Origin of the sequence: Alkalihalobacillus sp. R86527 (assembly GCF_042466185.1) — a bacterium.
GTDB lineage: Bacteria > Bacillota > Bacilli > Bacillales > Guptibacillaceae > Guptibacillus.
The window spans coordinates 1,620,066-1,637,656 of record NZ_JAXHBW010000001.1 but is presented as its reverse complement, the minus strand read 5'-3'; the positions used below and the strand labels follow the sequence as shown (position 1 = coordinate 1,637,656).

Annotated in this window: 20 protein-coding genes; 3 read left to right on the top strand and 17 right to left on the bottom strand. The window is 39.6% G+C overall.

Annotated features, from left to right (window positions below; translation table 11 throughout):
- Window positions 1–4: 4 nt before the first annotated feature.
- Window positions 5–544, bottom strand: a complete 540-nt coding sequence (locus SJY16_RS08350; RefSeq protein ID WP_377888700.1) for an NUDIX domain-containing protein — start codon at window positions 542–544, stop codon at window positions 5–7.
- A 116-nt stretch (window positions 545–660) separates the two neighbouring features.
- Between SJY16_RS08350 and mciZ the strand changes: the two genes are divergently transcribed.
- Window positions 661–819, top strand: a complete 159-nt coding sequence (mciZ, locus tag SJY16_RS08345) for a Z-ring formation inhibitor MciZ (protein ID WP_377888698.1) — start codon at window positions 661–663, stop codon at window positions 817–819.
- 160 nt (window positions 820–979) lie between these two features.
- Here the strand turns inward: mciZ and SJY16_RS08340 are convergent, their stop codons facing one another.
- Window positions 980–1,519 (bottom strand): cysteine hydrolase family protein, encoded by a 540-nt coding sequence (locus SJY16_RS08340; protein WP_377888697.1) that lies wholly within the window; start codon window positions 1,517–1,519, stop codon window positions 980–982.
- A gap of 129 nt (window positions 1,520–1,648) precedes the next feature.
- On the opposite strand from SJY16_RS08340, the gene SJY16_RS08335 reads away from it, so the two are divergent.
- Window positions 1,649–2,560: an aldo/keto reductase gene (locus tag SJY16_RS08335; RefSeq protein WP_377888695.1), complete on the top strand. Its 912-nt coding sequence runs from the start codon at window positions 1,649–1,651 to the stop codon at window positions 2,558–2,560.
- A 485-nt stretch (window positions 2,561–3,045) separates the two neighbouring features.
- Here the strand turns inward: SJY16_RS08335 and SJY16_RS08330 are convergent, their stop codons facing one another.
- Genes SJY16_RS08330 through SJY16_RS08320 form a run of 3 tightly spaced genes read right to left on the bottom strand, consistent with a single transcriptional unit; the run spans window position 3,046 to window position 5,619 of the window.
- Window positions 3,046–3,714: a CoA transferase subunit B gene (locus SJY16_RS08330; RefSeq protein ID WP_377888693.1), complete on the bottom strand. Its 669-nt coding sequence runs from the start codon at window positions 3,712–3,714 to the stop codon at window positions 3,046–3,048.
- A gap of 11 nt (window positions 3,715–3,725) precedes the next feature.
- The gene (locus SJY16_RS08325; RefSeq protein WP_377888691.1) at window positions 3,726–4,412 is read right to left on the bottom strand and encodes a CoA transferase subunit A; all 687 of its coding nucleotides are present in this window, start codon (window positions 4,410–4,412) and stop codon (window positions 3,726–3,728) included.
- A gap of 22 nt (window positions 4,413–4,434) precedes the next feature.
- Window positions 4,435–5,619 carry an acetyl-CoA C-acetyltransferase gene (locus SJY16_RS08320; RefSeq protein ID WP_377888689.1) on the bottom strand — a complete coding sequence of 395 codons (1,185 nt, stop codon included), beginning with the start codon at window positions 5,617–5,619 and terminating at the stop codon, window positions 4,435–4,437.
- Between the two features lie 156 nt (window positions 5,620–5,775).
- On the opposite strand from SJY16_RS08320, the gene SJY16_RS08315 reads away from it, so the two are divergent.
- A complete protein-coding gene (locus tag SJY16_RS08315; protein WP_377892132.1) occupies window positions 5,776–6,693 on the top strand; it encodes a hydroxymethylglutaryl-CoA lyase in 918 nt (305 codons plus the stop codon).
- Between the two features lie 54 nt (window positions 6,694–6,747).
- Here SJY16_RS08315 and SJY16_RS08310 read toward each other — a convergent pair whose 3' ends face one another.
- From SJY16_RS08310 to SJY16_RS08255, 12 genes are all read right to left on the bottom strand, one after another.
- On the bottom strand, window positions 6,748–6,909 hold the full coding sequence (locus SJY16_RS08310) for a hypothetical protein (protein ID WP_377888688.1): 162 nt from the start codon (window positions 6,907–6,909) through the stop codon (window positions 6,748–6,750).
- Window positions 6,910–6,927: 18 nt separating this feature from the next.
- Entirely contained in the window at window positions 6,928–7,245 is a 318-nt protein-coding gene (locus SJY16_RS08305) for an iron-sulfur cluster biosynthesis family protein (protein WP_377888686.1), read from the bottom strand.
- Window positions 7,246–7,577: 332 nt separating this feature from the next.
- Window positions 7,578–8,657 carry an FAD-dependent oxidoreductase gene (locus SJY16_RS08300; protein ID WP_377888684.1) on the bottom strand — a complete coding sequence of 360 codons (1,080 nt, stop codon included), beginning with the start codon at window positions 8,655–8,657 and terminating at the stop codon, window positions 7,578–7,580.
- Window positions 8,658–8,675: 18 nt separating this feature from the next.
- A complete protein-coding gene (locus SJY16_RS08295) occupies window positions 8,676–10,103 on the bottom strand; it encodes a dihydrolipoyl dehydrogenase family protein (protein ID WP_377888682.1) in 1,428 nt (475 codons plus the stop codon).
- 13 nt (window positions 10,104–10,116) lie between these two features.
- A complete protein-coding gene (locus SJY16_RS08290) occupies window positions 10,117–10,698 on the bottom strand; it encodes a CDP-alcohol phosphatidyltransferase family protein (RefSeq protein ID WP_377888680.1) in 582 nt (193 codons plus the stop codon).
- Between the two features lie 17 nt (window positions 10,699–10,715).
- Window positions 10,716–11,369, bottom strand: a complete 654-nt coding sequence (locus tag SJY16_RS08285; protein ID WP_377888679.1) for a TVP38/TMEM64 family protein — start codon at window positions 11,367–11,369, stop codon at window positions 10,716–10,718.
- Window positions 11,366–12,361 (bottom strand): ABC transporter ATP-binding protein, encoded by a 996-nt coding sequence (locus SJY16_RS08280; RefSeq protein WP_377888677.1) that lies wholly within the window; start codon window positions 12,359–12,361, stop codon window positions 11,366–11,368. The genes SJY16_RS08285 and SJY16_RS08280 overlap by 4 nt, the downstream gene beginning before the upstream one ends.
- A 16-nt stretch (window positions 12,362–12,377) precedes the next feature.
- Complete coding sequence (locus SJY16_RS08275; protein WP_377888675.1) at window positions 12,378–13,199, bottom strand: ABC transporter permease; 822 nt, start codon at window positions 13,197–13,199, stop codon at window positions 12,378–12,380.
- On the bottom strand, window positions 13,196–13,972 hold the full coding sequence (locus SJY16_RS08270) for an ABC transporter permease (RefSeq protein WP_377888673.1): 777 nt from the start codon (window positions 13,970–13,972) through the stop codon (window positions 13,196–13,198). The genes SJY16_RS08275 and SJY16_RS08270 overlap by 4 nt, the downstream gene beginning before the upstream one ends.
- A 76-nt stretch (window positions 13,973–14,048) precedes the next feature.
- On the bottom strand, window positions 14,049–15,287 hold the full coding sequence (locus SJY16_RS08265) for an ABC transporter substrate-binding protein (RefSeq protein WP_377888671.1): 1,239 nt from the start codon (window positions 15,285–15,287) through the stop codon (window positions 14,049–14,051).
- A gap of 201 nt (window positions 15,288–15,488) precedes the next feature.
- Entirely contained in the window at window positions 15,489–16,835 is a 1,347-nt protein-coding gene (locus SJY16_RS08260; protein WP_377892130.1) for a copper amine oxidase, read from the bottom strand.
- 269 nt (window positions 16,836–17,104) lie between these two features.
- Entirely contained in the window at window positions 17,105–17,536 is a 432-nt protein-coding gene (locus SJY16_RS08255; RefSeq protein WP_224878171.1) for a GNAT family N-acetyltransferase, read from the bottom strand.
- Between the last annotated feature and the right edge of the window lie 55 nt (window positions 17,537–17,591).

Sequence of the window (17,591 nt, the reverse complement as noted above, 5' to 3'; positions counted from 1 at the left end):
TTTATCACCTTTGATTCATTTTGAGATAGAGTAATGCATAAGCTGTTTTTGCGTCATGCACTTCTTTCGTATTAACCATTTCTTCTAATTCTTCTAATGATAAATATAAAACATCTAGGAACTCATCTTCATCAGCAGATTGTTCTCCCTTTTTCACAAGTCCTTCAGCAACGTAAAGATGTACTAATTCATTTGCAAATCCTGGAGAAGTATAAAACGAGATCACTTCTGTTAAGGATTGACACGAATACCCTGTCTCTTCTTCAAGCTCCCTAATTGCAGTAATTTCAGGTTCTTCTCCAATCTCCAGCTTGCCTGCTGGAATCTCGACAATCGATTTTCCGAGCGCTTTCCGATATTGTCTTACAGCAAGAATCTTATTATCTGGTGTTATTGCGATAACTGCAACTGCTCCCGGGTGATCAATCAGTTCACGTTTACTTTGCTTCCCATTCGGTAGTTCCACATCTTCCACTCTTAGATTAATTATTCGACCTTCATATAGTGTTTCTGAACGAAGTGTCTTTTCATATAAATGATCCATGTCCGCTCATCTCCTGGTTCTAAAATTTCAATTCGATACATAAAGTCTATCACAACAGACAGATAATAGGGGAACATCAGCTGACTTATGGATCGATAAAGTAGGAGGGCATACTAGTGAAAATTTATATACAATCAAATGGAGTGACGATGGTAGGGAAACCTAAGCAGATCCAATTAATGATCAAGCACTATATGAATCACTATGAAACAATTGAAGAGTGGATCCAAGCATCTCCGACTAAGTCAAAGTCTCATTTGAAGTTAATTCAATAATAAAAGCTGCCCGAAAAATAAACTGTACCCTGTGTAGTAGACACATTAAAAAAGTCTACTGCACAGGGTACAGTTAAAAATAGGGGCAGCTTTTTCAATATAAGAGATCACGCGATTTCAAATTTTAAAATACCATTGCCTACTCAGTCCTTATAGCTTATTAACGTATCTCCGTCTGGAAAATGGTTTTCATCTGATCTAGAAAAACATCATGATGGTTGGAGAACGTGGCCATTGCACGTTTATGTGCGACGGTTTTGAAGCCTCTCGCATAAGCTCCATATGCGGTAAGGAAATCACAGATATCTGTACACACCCCTGCTAAGTGAACAGTTTCAACACCTTTAGAACGAAGAATTTCTTCAAGGTTCGTTTGATAAAATGCATCATATTCTGGTTTAGGTACATACTCCACATTTGAGTGCAATCGATGATCCTCATACCATGCGTTTAGCTCCCCAAACAGCTCTTGGCCCCAGGACCCTATTACATTATGTATAGGCCATTGTTCAAAGTGGGAATCTTGTTCTTGATGAGCGTCCATACAAACAATCACTTCATTACCCTCTTCAAGAAAAGAATCTGCAAGTGACCTTATTTCAGGAACAATCGCCTGGCCTTTCAATCCAACCGTTAAACTCCCTCGATCGTGAATAAAATCATTACTCATATCTATGATTAATAATGCTTCCTTCCCCATCAAACCGCCTCCTCTACTCACTAACTATACCAGGTGATGTTACATGTGACAAGACACCCGTATTATTAGCGTTGCCTCTACATTTCACGATACACTAGAGATAGCTATTTTAGGGGAGGTAAAGAATCTATGAAGAAAAATCAACTCGGTCAATCTAATCTTCACGTTAGTGAAATCGGCTTTGGTACGATGTCGATTGGCACTGATCAAGAAATGGGAATCTCTCTCATACACGAAGCGATAGACAACGGAGTCAATTTCATTGATACAGCAGACCTTTATGAATTTGGTTTAAATGAAGAAATCGTTGGTAAAGCCCTACAGGACAGACGAGATTCAGTTATTCTCTCATCAAAAGGAGGGAATCACTGGGAGAACGGAAAAGAAGGGTGGTTCTGGGATCCATCCAAAAAACACATTAAGGATGCATGTAAACAAAGTTTAAAACGGTTGAAGACTGATTATCTCGACTTATATCAATTACACGGTGGTACGATTGAAGATCCTATCGATGAAACGATTCAAGCTTTCGAAGAACTGAAACAGGAAGGTCTTATACGTGAATACGGAATATCGAGTATCCGGCCAAACGTTATTCGAGAATATGTACAACGATCCTCAATCGCATCTGTCATGATGCAATATAGTATTCTTGATCGACGACCTGAAGAAGAGATGCTTGATTTGCTACACAAGCATAATATTAGTGTCATTGCCAGAGGTCCACTCGCAAAAGGAATGCTAACAGATCGATTCGAAGATAAAGTGAAAGACCAAGGTTTTCTAACCCATTCTAAAGATGAAGTACTCGAAATGGCTAGAAAACTATCAGACATCCAGGGGAACGACCGTAATATGACACAAACTGCACTTCGTTACACCCTCGCCCATCCTGCAGTAGCAACAGCAATACCTGGAGCAAGTAAGAGCGAACAACTGCTTTCGAACCTTACGGCGCAAAATTCTCCTGAATTAACTCAAAATGAAATCAACGATATTCAATCGATTTCAAAAGCGATCACATATGATAAACATCGATAAATGCAAAAACGCAGTCTAGTGAGACTGCGTTTTTTCTCAGCTTGTTGGGAATTCTTGATTCGTTGTTCTTTCTGCCGAAGGAGAACAACGCTTGCTTTCCTGTGGACGAACGCCCGTTTCCCACGAGAATCAAGAGGTATTCACTCCTATTGGGTTGGCATCAATCACAGCAAACTTTCCGACTGATTATGATTAAGTAGGCATGTGCTTTCATTCTTCATCCGTTTTTTAAAAGCTTTGTTTTTTTCCTTATTCATACACTAAAATGTAGATTGGAGCGGAAGGATGCTCCTGCGGGATGAGCGGGACAGGTGAGACCCCGGAGGCACAATGGTTTTGTGCGCTGAGAAGGCTCACCGCCCGCCCCGCGGAATGCGAGCATCCTGGAGCGGAAATCACCACTATATCCGGGGCAGAGGCTCCTTGAGACTTTCTCGACACTCTGTGAAAAAACGCAGTCTCTAGTGAGACTGCGTTTTTTTATATTAAAATGCGTCCATGAGCACGTCTTTTACAATAATTTCAGGCTCTGTTGATTGCTTGATCTCATCGACAGTAAATCCTTTTGCAACTTCCCTTAGTACCAATCCTTCATCTGCCACATCGAAAACAGCACGGTCAGTAATGATTCGATTGACTACACCTTTTCCTGTCAAAGGTAATGAACAATCTTTCAATATTTTTGGATCCCCATTCTTATTAACGTGGTCCATGATGACTACGATTCGTTTAGCTCCATGCACTAAATCCATCGCTCCACCCATTCCCTTGATCATCTTACCTGGGATCATCCAGTTCGCAAGGTCACCGTTCTCCGATACCTCCATACCACCGAGGATCGCAACATCGATATGTCCACCTCGAATCATGGCAAAAGATTCTGCACTATCAAAATACGCAGCTCCTTGCATCGCTGTAACCGTTTCTTTCCCCGCATTGATTAAGTCAGGATCGACTTCACTTTCAGTTGGATATGGTCCTATACCGAGAAGGCCATTTTCAGATTGAAGAACGATCTTTTTCCCTTCAGGTATATAGTTAGCAACCATCGTAGGCATCCCTATACCAAGATTCACATAAAAACCATCGTTAATTTCTTTCTCGGCTCTTCTTGCAATCTTTTCCCTAACTGTTGCTTTATCTACTTTTGTCATGGTTAGCCTCCTTACTTAGTCGTTAGTCTTTCGATTCTCTTTTCTTGTTCACCAACGATTACTTTTTGCACATAAATACTTGGAGTATGAATGTGATCTGGTTCAAGCGCTCCGTTTTCGACAACCTCTTCCACTTCAGCGATGGTCACTTCACCTGCTGCCGCAATCATAGGATTGAAATTACGAGCAGTTTTGTTATAAACAAGATTTCCCATCAAATCAGCTTTAGCAGCTCGAACGAGTGAAAAGTCAGCTTTTATTGCAGGCTCAAGCAAATACTCTTTCCCATCAAAGCTCCGAACTTCCTTACCTTCTGCAATTGGAGTTCCTACTCCAGCAGGCGTGTAGAAAGCTGGAATCCCTGCACCACCAGCACGAATTCGCTCAGCTAATGTTCCTTGAGGGATTAACTCTACTTCTAACTCTCCTGACAGTACTTGACGCTCAAACTCTTTGTTTTCACCTACGTAAGAACCTACCATCTTTTTAATCTGTTTATTTTTCAAGAGAAGACCAAGACCCCAATCGTCTACTCCACAATTGTTAGAAATAACGGTTAGGTCTTTAACACCTTTGTCTCGAATAGCTATAATTAAATTCTCTGGAATACCTACAAGGCCGAACCCACCTACCAAAAGGGTCGCACCATCCTGTATATCTTTTACTGCTTCATCAAATGAATTTAGAATAGGTTTCATATGCTATATGCCTCCTCTATTATTAAGGTCTTTCTATTATTGTCGCTACCCCTTGTCCACCACCAATACAGAGTGTGGCAAGTCCATATCGATTATTTCTTCGTTTCATCTCATGAATAAGTGTAACTAAGACTCTCGTTCCACTCGCCCCAATTGGATGTCCTAACGCAATTGCTCCTCCATTAACATTAAGAATCTCACGATCAAAATCTAAATCCCTTCCTACAGCGAGAGACTGTGCAGCGAATGCTTCGTTAGCTTCCACTAAGTCCATGTCACTCATCGATAGACTTGCTCTCTCTAGTACCTTTTTAGTTGCAGGAACTGGTCCGAGCCCCATAACACTTGGGTCTACGCCACCGCTTGCGTTAGCCTTAATAACGGCTAGATATTCAACTCCTAGTTCCTCTGCTTTCTTACGACTCATCAACACAACAGCTGCTGCTCCATCATTAATTCCTGAAGCATTCCCTGCAGTTACACGACCATCTTTCTTGAAAGCAGGTCGAAGCTTACCAAGCTTGTCAGATGTCGTACCTGGTTTCACATATTCATCTGTATCAAAGATTACAGGGTCACCTTTACGTTGGGGGATCGAGACAGGGACAATTTCATCTTTAAAACGTCCTTCTTCAATCGCGACTTGAGCTTTTTGTTGACTTGAAGCTGCAAATTCATCCATCTCTTCTCGCGACAAATTGTAATGCTCGCAAAGGTTTTCTGCAGTTACTCCCATATGATAATCATTAAATGCACACCAAAGTCCGTCGTGGACCATACTATCGACAATCTTTTGATCGCCCATTCTAAGTCCATCTCTCGCTCCTTGAAGAAGATATGGAGCTTGGCTCATATTTTCCATTCCTCCAGCTACCACAATATCTTGATCACCAAGCATGATTGATTGTGCACCTAGATGAACTGTTTTCAATCCAGACCCACATACTTTATTAATGGTCATCGCAGGCGTAGTTACTGGAATTTCTGCTTTTATAGCTGCCTGCCTTGCTGGGTTTTGACCTAGCCCAGCTTGAAGTACATTACCCATAATGACTTCTTCTATTTGATCAGGCGTAATGCCAGCTCTTCGGATTGATTCTTTAATAGCTAACGCACCAAGGTCTGGTGCTGAAATATTCTTCAAAGCACCACTAAAAGACCCTATAGGGGTTCTGACAGCGCTTACAATTACTACATCTTGATTCATCGCATTTTCCTCCTTAAAGTGACTCTCTTCTACATAATTCTTACTTTGATAAGAAAAATCCTTCAAAGAAATAGAATTCCCATTATTCTAACGATTTTCTTGCAACAATACCTTAGCTTTGTTTTAATAAAAAAGATAACGCTTACAAATGAGAGGCTGATAATCATGATACCAGAACAAGCGACAATAATCGAAGTGGGCCCAAGAGATGGTCTCCAAAACGAAGCAAATTATGTGCCTACTGAAAATAAGATTAACTTTATAAGTGCACTTAAAGATTCAGGTATTAAAGAGATGGAAATTACTTCTTTCGTTTCTCCGAAGTGGGTTCCACAGATGAAAGACGCCAAAGGAATTACCGACTCATGTCTAGATGAATCTAGAAATTTCGTACTTGCACCTAACAGAAAAGGCATCGAACGAATAAAGGAAACAAATGTTTCAGCCGTTGCTTTATTTGCAGGTGTAAGTAATACGTTTAATCAAAAGAACAGCAATAAAGAAACCGAACAATTATTAGAAGAACTGACCGTTTTAGTAGATGAGTTGAAACGGGACGGTTACTTTGTTCGCGCATGCATTTCAACTGCTTTCTACTGTCCCTATGAAGGGCAGATAGCATTACAAGATACGCTAGATGTGTGCAGGAAGTTCGTTAACGCCGGAGTAGATGAGCTTAGTGTTGCTGATACAATCGGCATGGCCACCCCAGAAGAATCCTATCACCTCTTCCATACACTAAAAAAGGAATTTCCAACCACCCTACTGACTGCTCATTTTCATGATACTAGGGGTATGGCACTTGCTAATATTTACGCCTGTCTCACAGCAGGTATTTCAAGGTTTGACACGTCTGCAGGTGGACTTGGCGGTTGTCCTTTTGCCAAAGGAGCAACAGGCAACGTTGCAACAGAAAGCGTTGTTTACATGTTAGAACGGATGGGCGTCGCTACTGGGATTAACTTAAATAAACTCATGATGGCAATCGATGAGATAGAGCCACACCTTTCACGATCTATTAGTACACCCTATCGTACCCTTTATCAAAAAGAAGTCTCAGCAAAAACTAACTAACATATTTTAATTATGGTTAACTAAAAATAAAAGGAGCACATCACCGTGCTCCTTTTATCCTTTGAATATTGTTAAAATCGTGCTATAAATCAAGGCTAATATTATTCCACCAATAAATGAAATGCGATCCATTTTCTTTTCCTTTAGAAAATTAGAGATTCCTTTTACAATAAGATAAACGAGAAAAAACAAAAGAAAATAAGTAATAAACGACACGATTAAAAGCCTCCTACACTACGAAATACGATTGATATAACGCATTCTTGGGTTCAATATCTCATTATCACTTTTCAACATAAAACAATGATATTTTGGTAGAAAGTCTACCTTCATATCCTCATCAAAAAACACTGCATATTGTTTCTGTACTCTAACCGGTCGAAAATTAGTTTCTAACTCTAAGTCGTAGTCACCAACCTCTGAATCCAATACAAGCTGCGTAACTCCGTTGACGACACATCCACAATCCTCAATATCATAATTCAGCTTAAAGTAACCTTTTTGCTCTGACTCTAGTTTTTCAATCGCTCTATCTGTAAACTGTAACTTCATCTTTTCACTCCTCTTCCTTTTCATCTATAGAAACGGTTCATAAACTGTTTCCTTATCCTCAGTAGAAAGTTTTTTTATGAGTATCTCTGGTCGAGCACTTCGTAGAGCTATAGTGTCATTTGCTTTTCAGCTATTACCTCTATTCCCATTATAAACGTGATCGGCAAGAAATGACACATTCCGAAACCTTCATACCTCTAGATGCATTGCTAACGCCAACACTTCTCCTTACTAATCGTTCCAATCATATATGAACTATTATTCTTCAAAACTGCGAGAAAAGAACGAAATGCATCATAAAAGGCAGGCTGTCAGTGAAAGCCTGCCTTTTACTATTGGTAGTTCTCTATAAACCTTCGATCAATTTTATTTTTTAGCTTCCATGAGAAATGGTGATGAAGACTTACGTTTCCATATAATAATAGTCCATCTTTATTTCCAGTTGAGAGAATTGATAAATATCTCTCTTTTGGTTGAAAACGGATACCATCTTCTCCTTTAATAAAGCCTTTAATATTATTCCACAAGACTTCTGACTGCCTTACTGCAATAACACCTGATTTTGGAAGGTTTGGGTAATCTCTAAGCGATGCACAATCTCCAGCTGCAAATATAGCAGGATATTCCTTCACTTGTAGCGTATCTTCAACTAACAAATAGCCATTATGATCAACGGGTAATTTAGAGGTTTGGAAAATCCCTGGTGCTTTTGGACCAGTCAACCAGAGAAGTTGATCATAAGAGATCTGATTTCCTTCAGAGGTTATGATGCTTGAGGAAGTAACATTTGAAACTCTTTCGTTCTGATGAACATTCAAGCCTTTTTCCGTTGCTATTTCTTGAATTTTAGTTTGTGTTTTTTCGTGCTCTCCTGTTAATAGCGTTGACTGCGTTATTAACGTTACGGCTGCTTTGCCTTCAGCCTGTCTCTTTGCATTCAAGGAAAGCGCCATCTCTATCCCCGCGGCACCCCCACCTACAACTACAGGATTATTAGCTTCCCACATTTTGTTTGCAACTTCTTCAATTCGGTACGTAGGTTTGATTCGAAGAGCATGCTGCCTTACTCCTGGCACATCGATCCCACCAGTATAAGATCCAATATCAATCGATAGCATATCATATGAAACAATATCTCCCTTCTCAGTTAATACCACTTTCGCTTCTGCATCGATCGATAATGCTGCTCCTCTTATGAACGAAACCTTTGCTTTATCTGCAAGAGTAGGGAGATGAATTCGGATATTCTCAAAACTATAGATCCCCTCCATATAGCCAGAAAACATACCTGAATAATACTGGTATTCAGAAGGAGACATGACTGTTACTTCAACTTCCAGTTCTTCATCTTGTAATTTCTTAATTAAATAGAGGTGAGCGTGTCCTCCCCCGATTAACAACAACTTTTTCAATCAAATCATCCTTTTCTCTTACCTGACCCATTTAATGTATTTTTCAGCAACCTTTGGAAAGATCCCATCAAAAAGTTTTTCACGCCAGTACAGATCTGATGCTTGATTCAGGATCGCTCCCTTAGTAGGATATGGGTGAATGACGGTAGATAAATCACCTAGCTTATGCCCATGTTCTTTTGCAAAAACAATTTCCTGCATCCAACTCGATGCATCTTCTCCAACAGCATGTGCTCCTAATATTTTCCCTTTTGAATCTGTAATCACTTTCACAAGACCATCTTTTTTCCGCTCTGCAATAAAGCGATCGACGTCAGCTACATCAACTTTGAATATACGAATATTCTGACCATGTTTTTCTTTTGCTTCTTCCTCAGTTAAGCCAAGATGGAAGATTTCCGGGTCAGTATACGTTACCCATGGTACATTATCATAGTTCACTTTTCTTCTTAATCCAAATACCGCATTTTGTATAATCAATTTCCCTTCCATTCCAGCTCCATGTGTGAATGGAAAAGCTCCGTTAACGTCTCCTATAGCGTAGATATGTGATTTAGAAGTTTGTAACTGATCATTCACAGTAATATATCCTTTATTGCTTTCTATGCCTGCAGCTTCAAGGTTTAGCTTATCTGTATTGGGCTTTCTCCCTGTTGACATCATGATCTCGTTAACGAGTAACTCTTCTTCATTTCCATCAACCTTATACATTACAGCCTTTTTCCCATCACGTGTAGAAATCCCAGTTACCTCCGCTTTGTAAATAAAGGTAAGTTCTTTTTCTAAGATTTCTCTTGCTACAGGAATAATATCGCCATCTTCTTTTTTTAAGATTGTCTGAGATGTTTCGATGACCGTCACATTCGCTCCGAACCTTGCTAATGATTGAGCAAGCTCGAGCCCTACAACTCCTCCACCAATAAACACAATACTTTCAGGTAGATGATCTAAATTAAATATCGTTTCATTTGTAAGAAAAGGTACTTGATCAACACCTTGTATAGGAGGAACACTAGGACTAGAACCTGTAGAAATGATTACTCTTTTTCCTTTAATTGTATTTTCACCATCAATCGATACAGTGTGTTCGTCCACGAAGGAACCTTTCCCACGGTAAATCGTTATACCAAGGTCTTCAAATCGCTGATCGCTATCGATTTCTTGGATGTCCTCAATAGCTTCATGAACTCGATCAATGGCTCTTTGAAATCGAACTTCTCCGCTAACAGATAATCCAAATTCTTTTGCCCCTTTGTAAACGGCATGAACTTCCCTTGCTGCCGAAATAAAAGCCTTAGAAGGCACACATCCAAAGTGCAAACAATCGCCACCAAGACCGGGTTGATCATCGATCAATGCAACGCTCGCTCCCATGTTAGCAGCTCCAGCTGCAGCTGTTAATCCTCCCGACCCTCCACCTATCACGATCAAGTCATATTTCTCCATATGAAACACCCCTCTACGACAGTATTCTTTTTGCTTCGATTAGTCTTTGTAAGCTTGTAAATAGTTCAACTGCTAGAAATATTAATGTAAGTATTGTTAAGTAGCTAGGGAAGAGGATCATAGCGGTAAACAATAGAAACCCTTCTGTCCGTTCAGCTGCACCTGCTTGATAATAAAATGATTTTATTCCTTGTTTCTCTGAAACAGCTCCGACAGTTAGAAAGATGGTCATTGCAAATATGATCGAAGTACTGAGTAACAACAATGCCCACATCGATTCAGGAAATGCGAAAGCAAGTCCTAAAATGACACTAATTTCTACAACACGATCGAAACTCACATCCAAAACTGTTCCAAACGCGGATGGCTTTGTTTTCCTTGCCATCGTTCCATCCACCGCATCGAGGTATCCAGAAACCCATAGAACTACAACAGCTAAAACCGGTTGATCTATATAAATAAAAACCCCTGAGGAGACCCCAATTATAAACGATATAATCGTTACCTGATTGGCACTAAGACCTAGCTTAAGAAACCAGTCTGCAGTTTTGTCCATGATAGGCTGTACATACTTCCTTCCATGTGTATCGAGCACAGCACACCATCCTTCAATTAAATTTCTTTTTCTAATTCTGTTCCAAACGCTTTTTTGCGAATATACAATGTGATTAATAGGAGAGCTAATAAGACGATAGCTGCGATTCCAACTGATTTAATATTGTTTGATAGAAAACTGGCACCTAGAAAATTCAGTGCTAATGCTCCAGGAAGCATGCCTACTAACGTTGCAAGATAATATTTCTTTTTATCTACGTTAGAAACACCGCATACATAACTAACAAGATCGAAGTGCAAAAATGGGACCAACCTTAATAGCAACACATAGGCAAACCCTTGCTCGGCAAGACCTTTTTCTAACCTTTCCCCTCTTTTCCGCAAGAATGCTGGCAATGCTTTCAAGCCAAGCTTTCGTGCCGCTAGAAAGAACAACAATGCCCCAGTGGAGCCACCTACTACAGCTAAAATGGTCCCAATATACGGACCAAAAACCAGGCCACCTGCTATCGAAAGTACCGATGTTGGAAACAAAATAAACGGTCTTCCTATCGTAGCGATTAGGAAAATCAACGGAGCATAAAGACCAAATGATGAAATCCACAAACGAAGTTGAGAAGGTCGGAGGTTAAACACATTCTCATTAAGCAGGTAAACTCCAATCACCAGACAAACCATCATGATTCCTTTTATTACTGCTCTAATCGTCATGGAGTATTGCTCCATGAACTTAGATTTTGTTCATACGGATGAACGTGCATTCTTGCTGCCTTCAGAAGCACATCCTGTCCTGGTACTAATACATCTTCAGAAGAAACAAGTACCGTTCCATCCTTCCAAGAAACACGATAACAAACTGAATTGTTTTTCACTGTATGCGCGGTTACTTTTCCAGGGATTGATATCGATTCTTTATTATTCAGCACGACGTCATTCTTACCTACGGCTGTAACATGGTGAAGAGGTACAAACCCTTCTTCTAAAGGGAGACCTTCTCCTATTATTCTGGCACTTTCTATTGAAGAAGGATATGTTACAACATCATACGGTGTTCCTTGTTGAATCAATCGGCCATCATTCATAACCGCTAAACGATCTGCTAACTCAATTGCTTCATCGCGGTCATGAGTAATAAATAATGATGTAATATTTTCTTCCCGTAATATCTCCTTCACTTCGCCCCTTAGAGATTCTCGAAGTGATGCGTCTAATGAGCTGAATGGTTCATCTAGTAACAGAAGGTCTGGTTTTAAAACAAGTGCCCTCGCAAGAGAGACACGCTGCTTCTGACCACCAGAAAGCTCATGTGGATATACGTTTTTCCAAGGTGTAAGCTTCACCTTTTCTAACATTTGTAGGGCTTGTGTTACCCGCTCTTTTTTGGGAGTTTTTGTCCTTTTCAACCCATATGTTATATTTTCGATAACTGTGAGATGAGGAAATAATAAGGAATCTTGAAACATCAAAACGATTGAGCGTTTTTCAGGTCTTGTTGACGTAATCAATTGTCCATTGTGCTTTACGTCACCACTGTCGATGAACTCAAGACCTGCAAGGCACCGAAGCAAAGTGGATTTTCCACAACCGGAAGGTCCAACGATCGTTAGATGTTCTCCTTTTTTTAGAGAAAATGAAACATCGTTTAAAATGGATTGTCCTGAATAGCTTTTCGTTAATTTGTTACATTGGATAAGGTCATTCATACCTGTAATCTTCCTTTCAAATTCGATTAACTACCCGAATGACCGCTCTTAATGCTATTTCTGCAACTCCCACAAATAGGAGTGGAAGTAAAGCAAATAATAATGAAAACCCAGCGATAACTGCTTCATTGGAGCTTGAAAAATAAGGATAGTATAATAATGGCAGGGTTGTTACAATTCCTCCACCAATAATTGCTGTTAATGCATATTGCCCAAGCGAAATCACAAATGTTAAAAGCATTAAACTTCTAATGCTTGGGAGCAGGAGTGGAAGAGATACTGTAAAAAAACTGACTACTGGACCTGAGCCTAGCACTGCCGCTTGTTCACTCAACCCTTTACCAAGTCGTTCATACCCTGCTCTCATTATGCGTATCGAATAAGGCAAAGTAGGGATCATATGAACCAATAACACGCCACTTAGTCGATCTGCTAATCCAAACTGAATCAACGTATACTGCAAACCCATAGCGAGTAAAATGCCTGGTATCAAGATAGGTGATAGTAAAAATGCCTCGATTAGAAACTTCCCTTTAAAAGAATATATCGATAATGCTTTTGCTGCCGGCATAGCTAATATCAAGTTTAGCAGTACTACCATTATTCCCAGTCTTACCGTTGTAATGAGAGATTCAACTAGTGCTGGATCTGAAAAGATAACCTTCCATCCATCTAAACCTAATTCGTTAGGAAATAGAATCGGCCATTTCCAATCAGCAGCAAAACTCTTTACAACGATTGCAAAGAGAGGGAGGATAAACAATAACACAAAAATGAACAAGGTGATAAGAACGATCACCTTTCTTTTCTTCCCCCAAATAATTTCTTTTAACCTCATCGTACTCTCCCTTTAATTAGGCGTAACCTGTGTTTTTGAATGAGCTTGAAGGAGATCCCTGCCAGCAAAAGTGACACGATACCAGGAATGATCATCGCAGCAAAGGCTAGTGGTCGCTTACTCCAATCTCCATTATAAAACCAATCATAGGCATGAACAGGAAGCATTTCAGGTCTTGTAACACCTAGTAAATATGGTACCTCAAAAGCAGTAGAAACAAAGGCGAATAAGATGATCGCAACTTCCAAGACTATTGGGAGAAGCCATGGCCATTCCACAGTTTTAAATTCATCCCATTTACTACCACCTAACGTTCTTACTACCTCTGAATAGCGATGATCGATTTCATAGTAAACCGGGAGAAGCATCAGAATGACAAATGGGACTTCCTTCCATATATACGTTAAGACAATCCCTCCCCCCCTATTATCTTGAACAAGTACAGGAAACATGGATCGATCACTTATTAATCCCGACTGAAAGAGAAATGAAGATAGTAACCCACTCTGAGATAGAAACAAGAAGACAAGATATCCTGCTACAAAGTGAGGAATCAACATTGGAATCCACACCAAAATCTTCACTGAAGATTTTTGAAATAAGCGATAAAGTATTCTGGTCAATATAAGACCGATAAGAAGAGAAAGAGCGGTTGAGATAACCGTAATCCAGAAAGTAAACTGTACAGACCTCAAAAAAGATTCGCTTCTAAAAAGGTCCTCATAAAACCCAATCGTCCATTTGCCATCTACAGTTTGTATACTTTGAATCACGGCCGACCACATCCCATAACCCACTAGAAAAAAAATAACGATAACTGCCGGTGCTAAGTATAACCATGTTTTCTGCTTATTCCTCAAAAACCTTGTCTGCCCAATCATTATTAATCCACTCCGTATACCCTGTATCTAAATCTGGAAGCTTGGAATCATTTAATTTTTCTGAAGGTAGAACGCTTTCGCCACGATTTAGTGCTTCAATTTTTTTTATATCTTCTTTCTTGAGCTTATCATAGTCTAAGACCATACCTTCCCCCCACATTTCTGGGTCTAGCTTAGCAATCTGTGCTTCAGGAGATTCTAAGAAGTTAATAACTGTCATCGCTCCAGCAGGATTAGGGCTATTAAATGGGATGCTTAAATAATGGTTATTAGATATTGAGCCAGGAACTTCAAGAACGAATGACTTTGTGCTTTCTGGAAATGTTCCATCTTTTATTAAGCTTTCCGCTCTAGCCTCGTTGAATCCCATCGTCATCCATACTTCCCCCTGGCTATACAACGTATCCAACTTTGTTAGTGACTCTGGATACGTTTTGCCACTTCTCCAGAGATTTGGTTTTATTTCATTTAAGTACGACCACACATACTCACCACTCTTATCAACTAAGTCTTGATTAAACTCTTTTGCCATCACATCGACACGATCTGAAGCACTCGCTACGAGGAGGTGCTTGACGAATGTGTTTCCTGTGAAGTCCGATACATTAGGATAAGTAAATTTACCTGGATTTTTAGCAATCCAAGATTTCAATTCATCAAACGTTTTAGGCGGGGTATCTATCTTTTTTGAGTCATAATTAAACACAAATTGCACGCTTCCCCACGGGGCTTCCATGCCATCTATTTTCGTTCCCTGATCAAACGCTTCCGAAGGATTATCACTCCCGATATACTTCTTGAAGTTAGGCAATTTATTTGAAAAAGATCCTAATAAAAGATTCGCATTCTTTGCATTCTTGAAATTCGCACCGTTAATCCAAATAATATCGATCGTTCCTTTATTCTTTCCTGCTCTTTTCTCTGTTAATAGCTTTTGCATAAACTCCTCTGTATTCATCGGTTGCCTGTTTAATGTGATGTTATGCGTTTCTTTAAGCATAGGGGTAGCCCAATCATCGATGTAACGATTGACCCCTTCATCTCCTCCCCACATAAATAAATTCACTTCAGTTCCTTCAGCATCTTTCTCAATCTCCGTCCAATCTTTTGAAAGTACTTCTTCGGACTCAGGTGCGCTTTCATCACTATTACCACAAGCTGTAAGAATTCCTAAAGCAGTTATAACGATTATAAATTTCCATTTCATTCCAAAACCTCCGCTGTGTACATAAAATCTTTTAGTTTACAATAATATAATTATGTTTTACAAAATACTGTTTCTATTATAATTATATCTTGTTCAATAAATTTTTGTTGTAATACAACTTACATAGTAGGTTTTCAAATTAAAAAACAGCAATAGCACTTCGGCTATTGCTGTTTAATGAAGTATATGTGCCAAATGGCATTAGCTATCTTTTTGCAATTTCCTTCTAACCACTACGCCTGTAGCTGCCATCGTTGCAAGAACTGCTGCTAAGATCCATTCGATCGGCAGCTGCTGTTCTGCAGTACCACCCATACCTGTTTTAGGCATATCCGTTGGCATACTCATAGCGAATTTGTCTGGGAACTGATCAGCAAATGCTCCTGAAAGTCCTTTAGCTGGCTTATACATATGAGCGTATGCTTCTCTCACTGAATTATAAGCTGCATCGTAATCTTCGTTTGTGTAGCTATCGAATGCACCGATTAACTGGGTCACGTGCATTTGTAGACCTTCAGCTAATGCATCTGATTTAAGACGTCCTTCTGTAGCTGTTTCTAAAAAGCTTGAGAAGTCTGCGCGGTAGTTATCAAGTGCTTCTAATGCTTTTTCCTTAGCTGCTTCATCTTCAGCACCCGTTGCTTGAACATATTCTACGAAGTTGCCAATATGGCCAGACCACATTTCATTAAATTTCATTCCTGCTTCTTCACCATAAACAGATGCAATCGCTGCAGTAAGAGCTTCTGTATTTTTGTTTAGAGCAGCTGCTGACGCTTCAAAGTCTTCTGAACCGTCGATACCATTCTGCATCGTCATCATCGCTAAGCCTGCATGCTCTGAAAGCAAGTGACCTAGAGTCGCACGAAGGTCTGAAGCAGGTGTTACCGCTTTGGTTTCATCGAACTTCTCAGGGAATTGATCAGTTATTGCACTTGAGAACCCTTTTGCTACACCATGCATATGAGCGATCGCTTCACGTTCTTGTTCATAAGCTTTCTCATAATCTCCTTCAACATAACTATCGAAAGACCCTACTAACTGGTTGATATGCATTTGTAAACCTTTTGTTAGAGATTCTGCTTCAAGACGTTCACCAGTCGCCGTTTCAAGGAACTTTGAAAACTCCTCTTTATATCCTTCAAGGTTTTCAAGTGCTTCCTGTTTTGCTTCTTCATTTTCACTTCCTGTTGCTTTAACATAATCTACGAAGAAACCGATGTGGTCACTCCAGATTTGGTTAAATTGTGCTCCTGCTTCTTCACCGTATACTGAAGAAATAGCACCTGTTAAAGCTTCTGTATTTTCGCTAAGTGCTCCTGCTGATGCTTCAAAATCTTTAGCGCCTTGAGCTCCTTTTCTCATCGTTTCAACTGCAAGGTATGCGTGTTCACTAAGTAAATGACCTAGCGTAGCTCTAAGGTCAGCTGCTGGCGTTTCAACTGAAGGCTTGTCCGAATGACTACCGTGATCATCTGCAAATGCACCAGTCGGCATTAATAGTGAAAAACTTAGTGGGACAATCAATAGTCCTTTTTTCCAGTCGATTACTTTTTTCTTCATATTATTTTCCGTTTTCATCTTTCATCCACTCCCCTTAATTTTTTATACATCTAGCTAACGGAGTGGATGCGAGAATGGATCACTTTTTTCAAAACTTTTTTCCGCATTTTTAATAGTACTTGTTTGATAAGCGCTAGAAACCTTGATATCTAAGGGATTTCGTCCCCTAGATAAAAACCATTTTTGTAATTATTTAAATTAGAAAAGCCCTATGCTAGCTTTCGCATAGGGGCTTACGATCTAAAGCCTGTCTATTATTTGTAGACCATGATTGTCTGCATTTCTTTAAATCCAATATCTTTGTAGATATATTTCGCGAAATTCGATGAGTAAACATTTAAACGTATTTCTTCAAATCCTTGTTCTTTTAGATCATGTATACTTGCTTGCACTAGTTTCTTCGAATATCCCTTTCCACGAAACTCCGGAAAAACAAATACATCGTAGATAAAACCATGCTTAATGCCAGTGAAATAATCTGTATTCTCACCAATAAGCACCCATCCCGCTATTTGATCACCATCACGATAAACAAGGTGGTATCCTCCTCGATCGAGGATAGAAGATACAATCTCTATTGCTTTATCTTCTTTTATTATTCCAGGGTTTGTGGTCCCTTCATTTACCGATTGAATAGAATTCGATAGAATGTATTCTTTTTCTTCAGCACTTGCACGTTCAATCACCAATGGTCCCCTCCTTGCAGTTCTTTTATGGTATTTCTTTATTATAAAGCTTTGT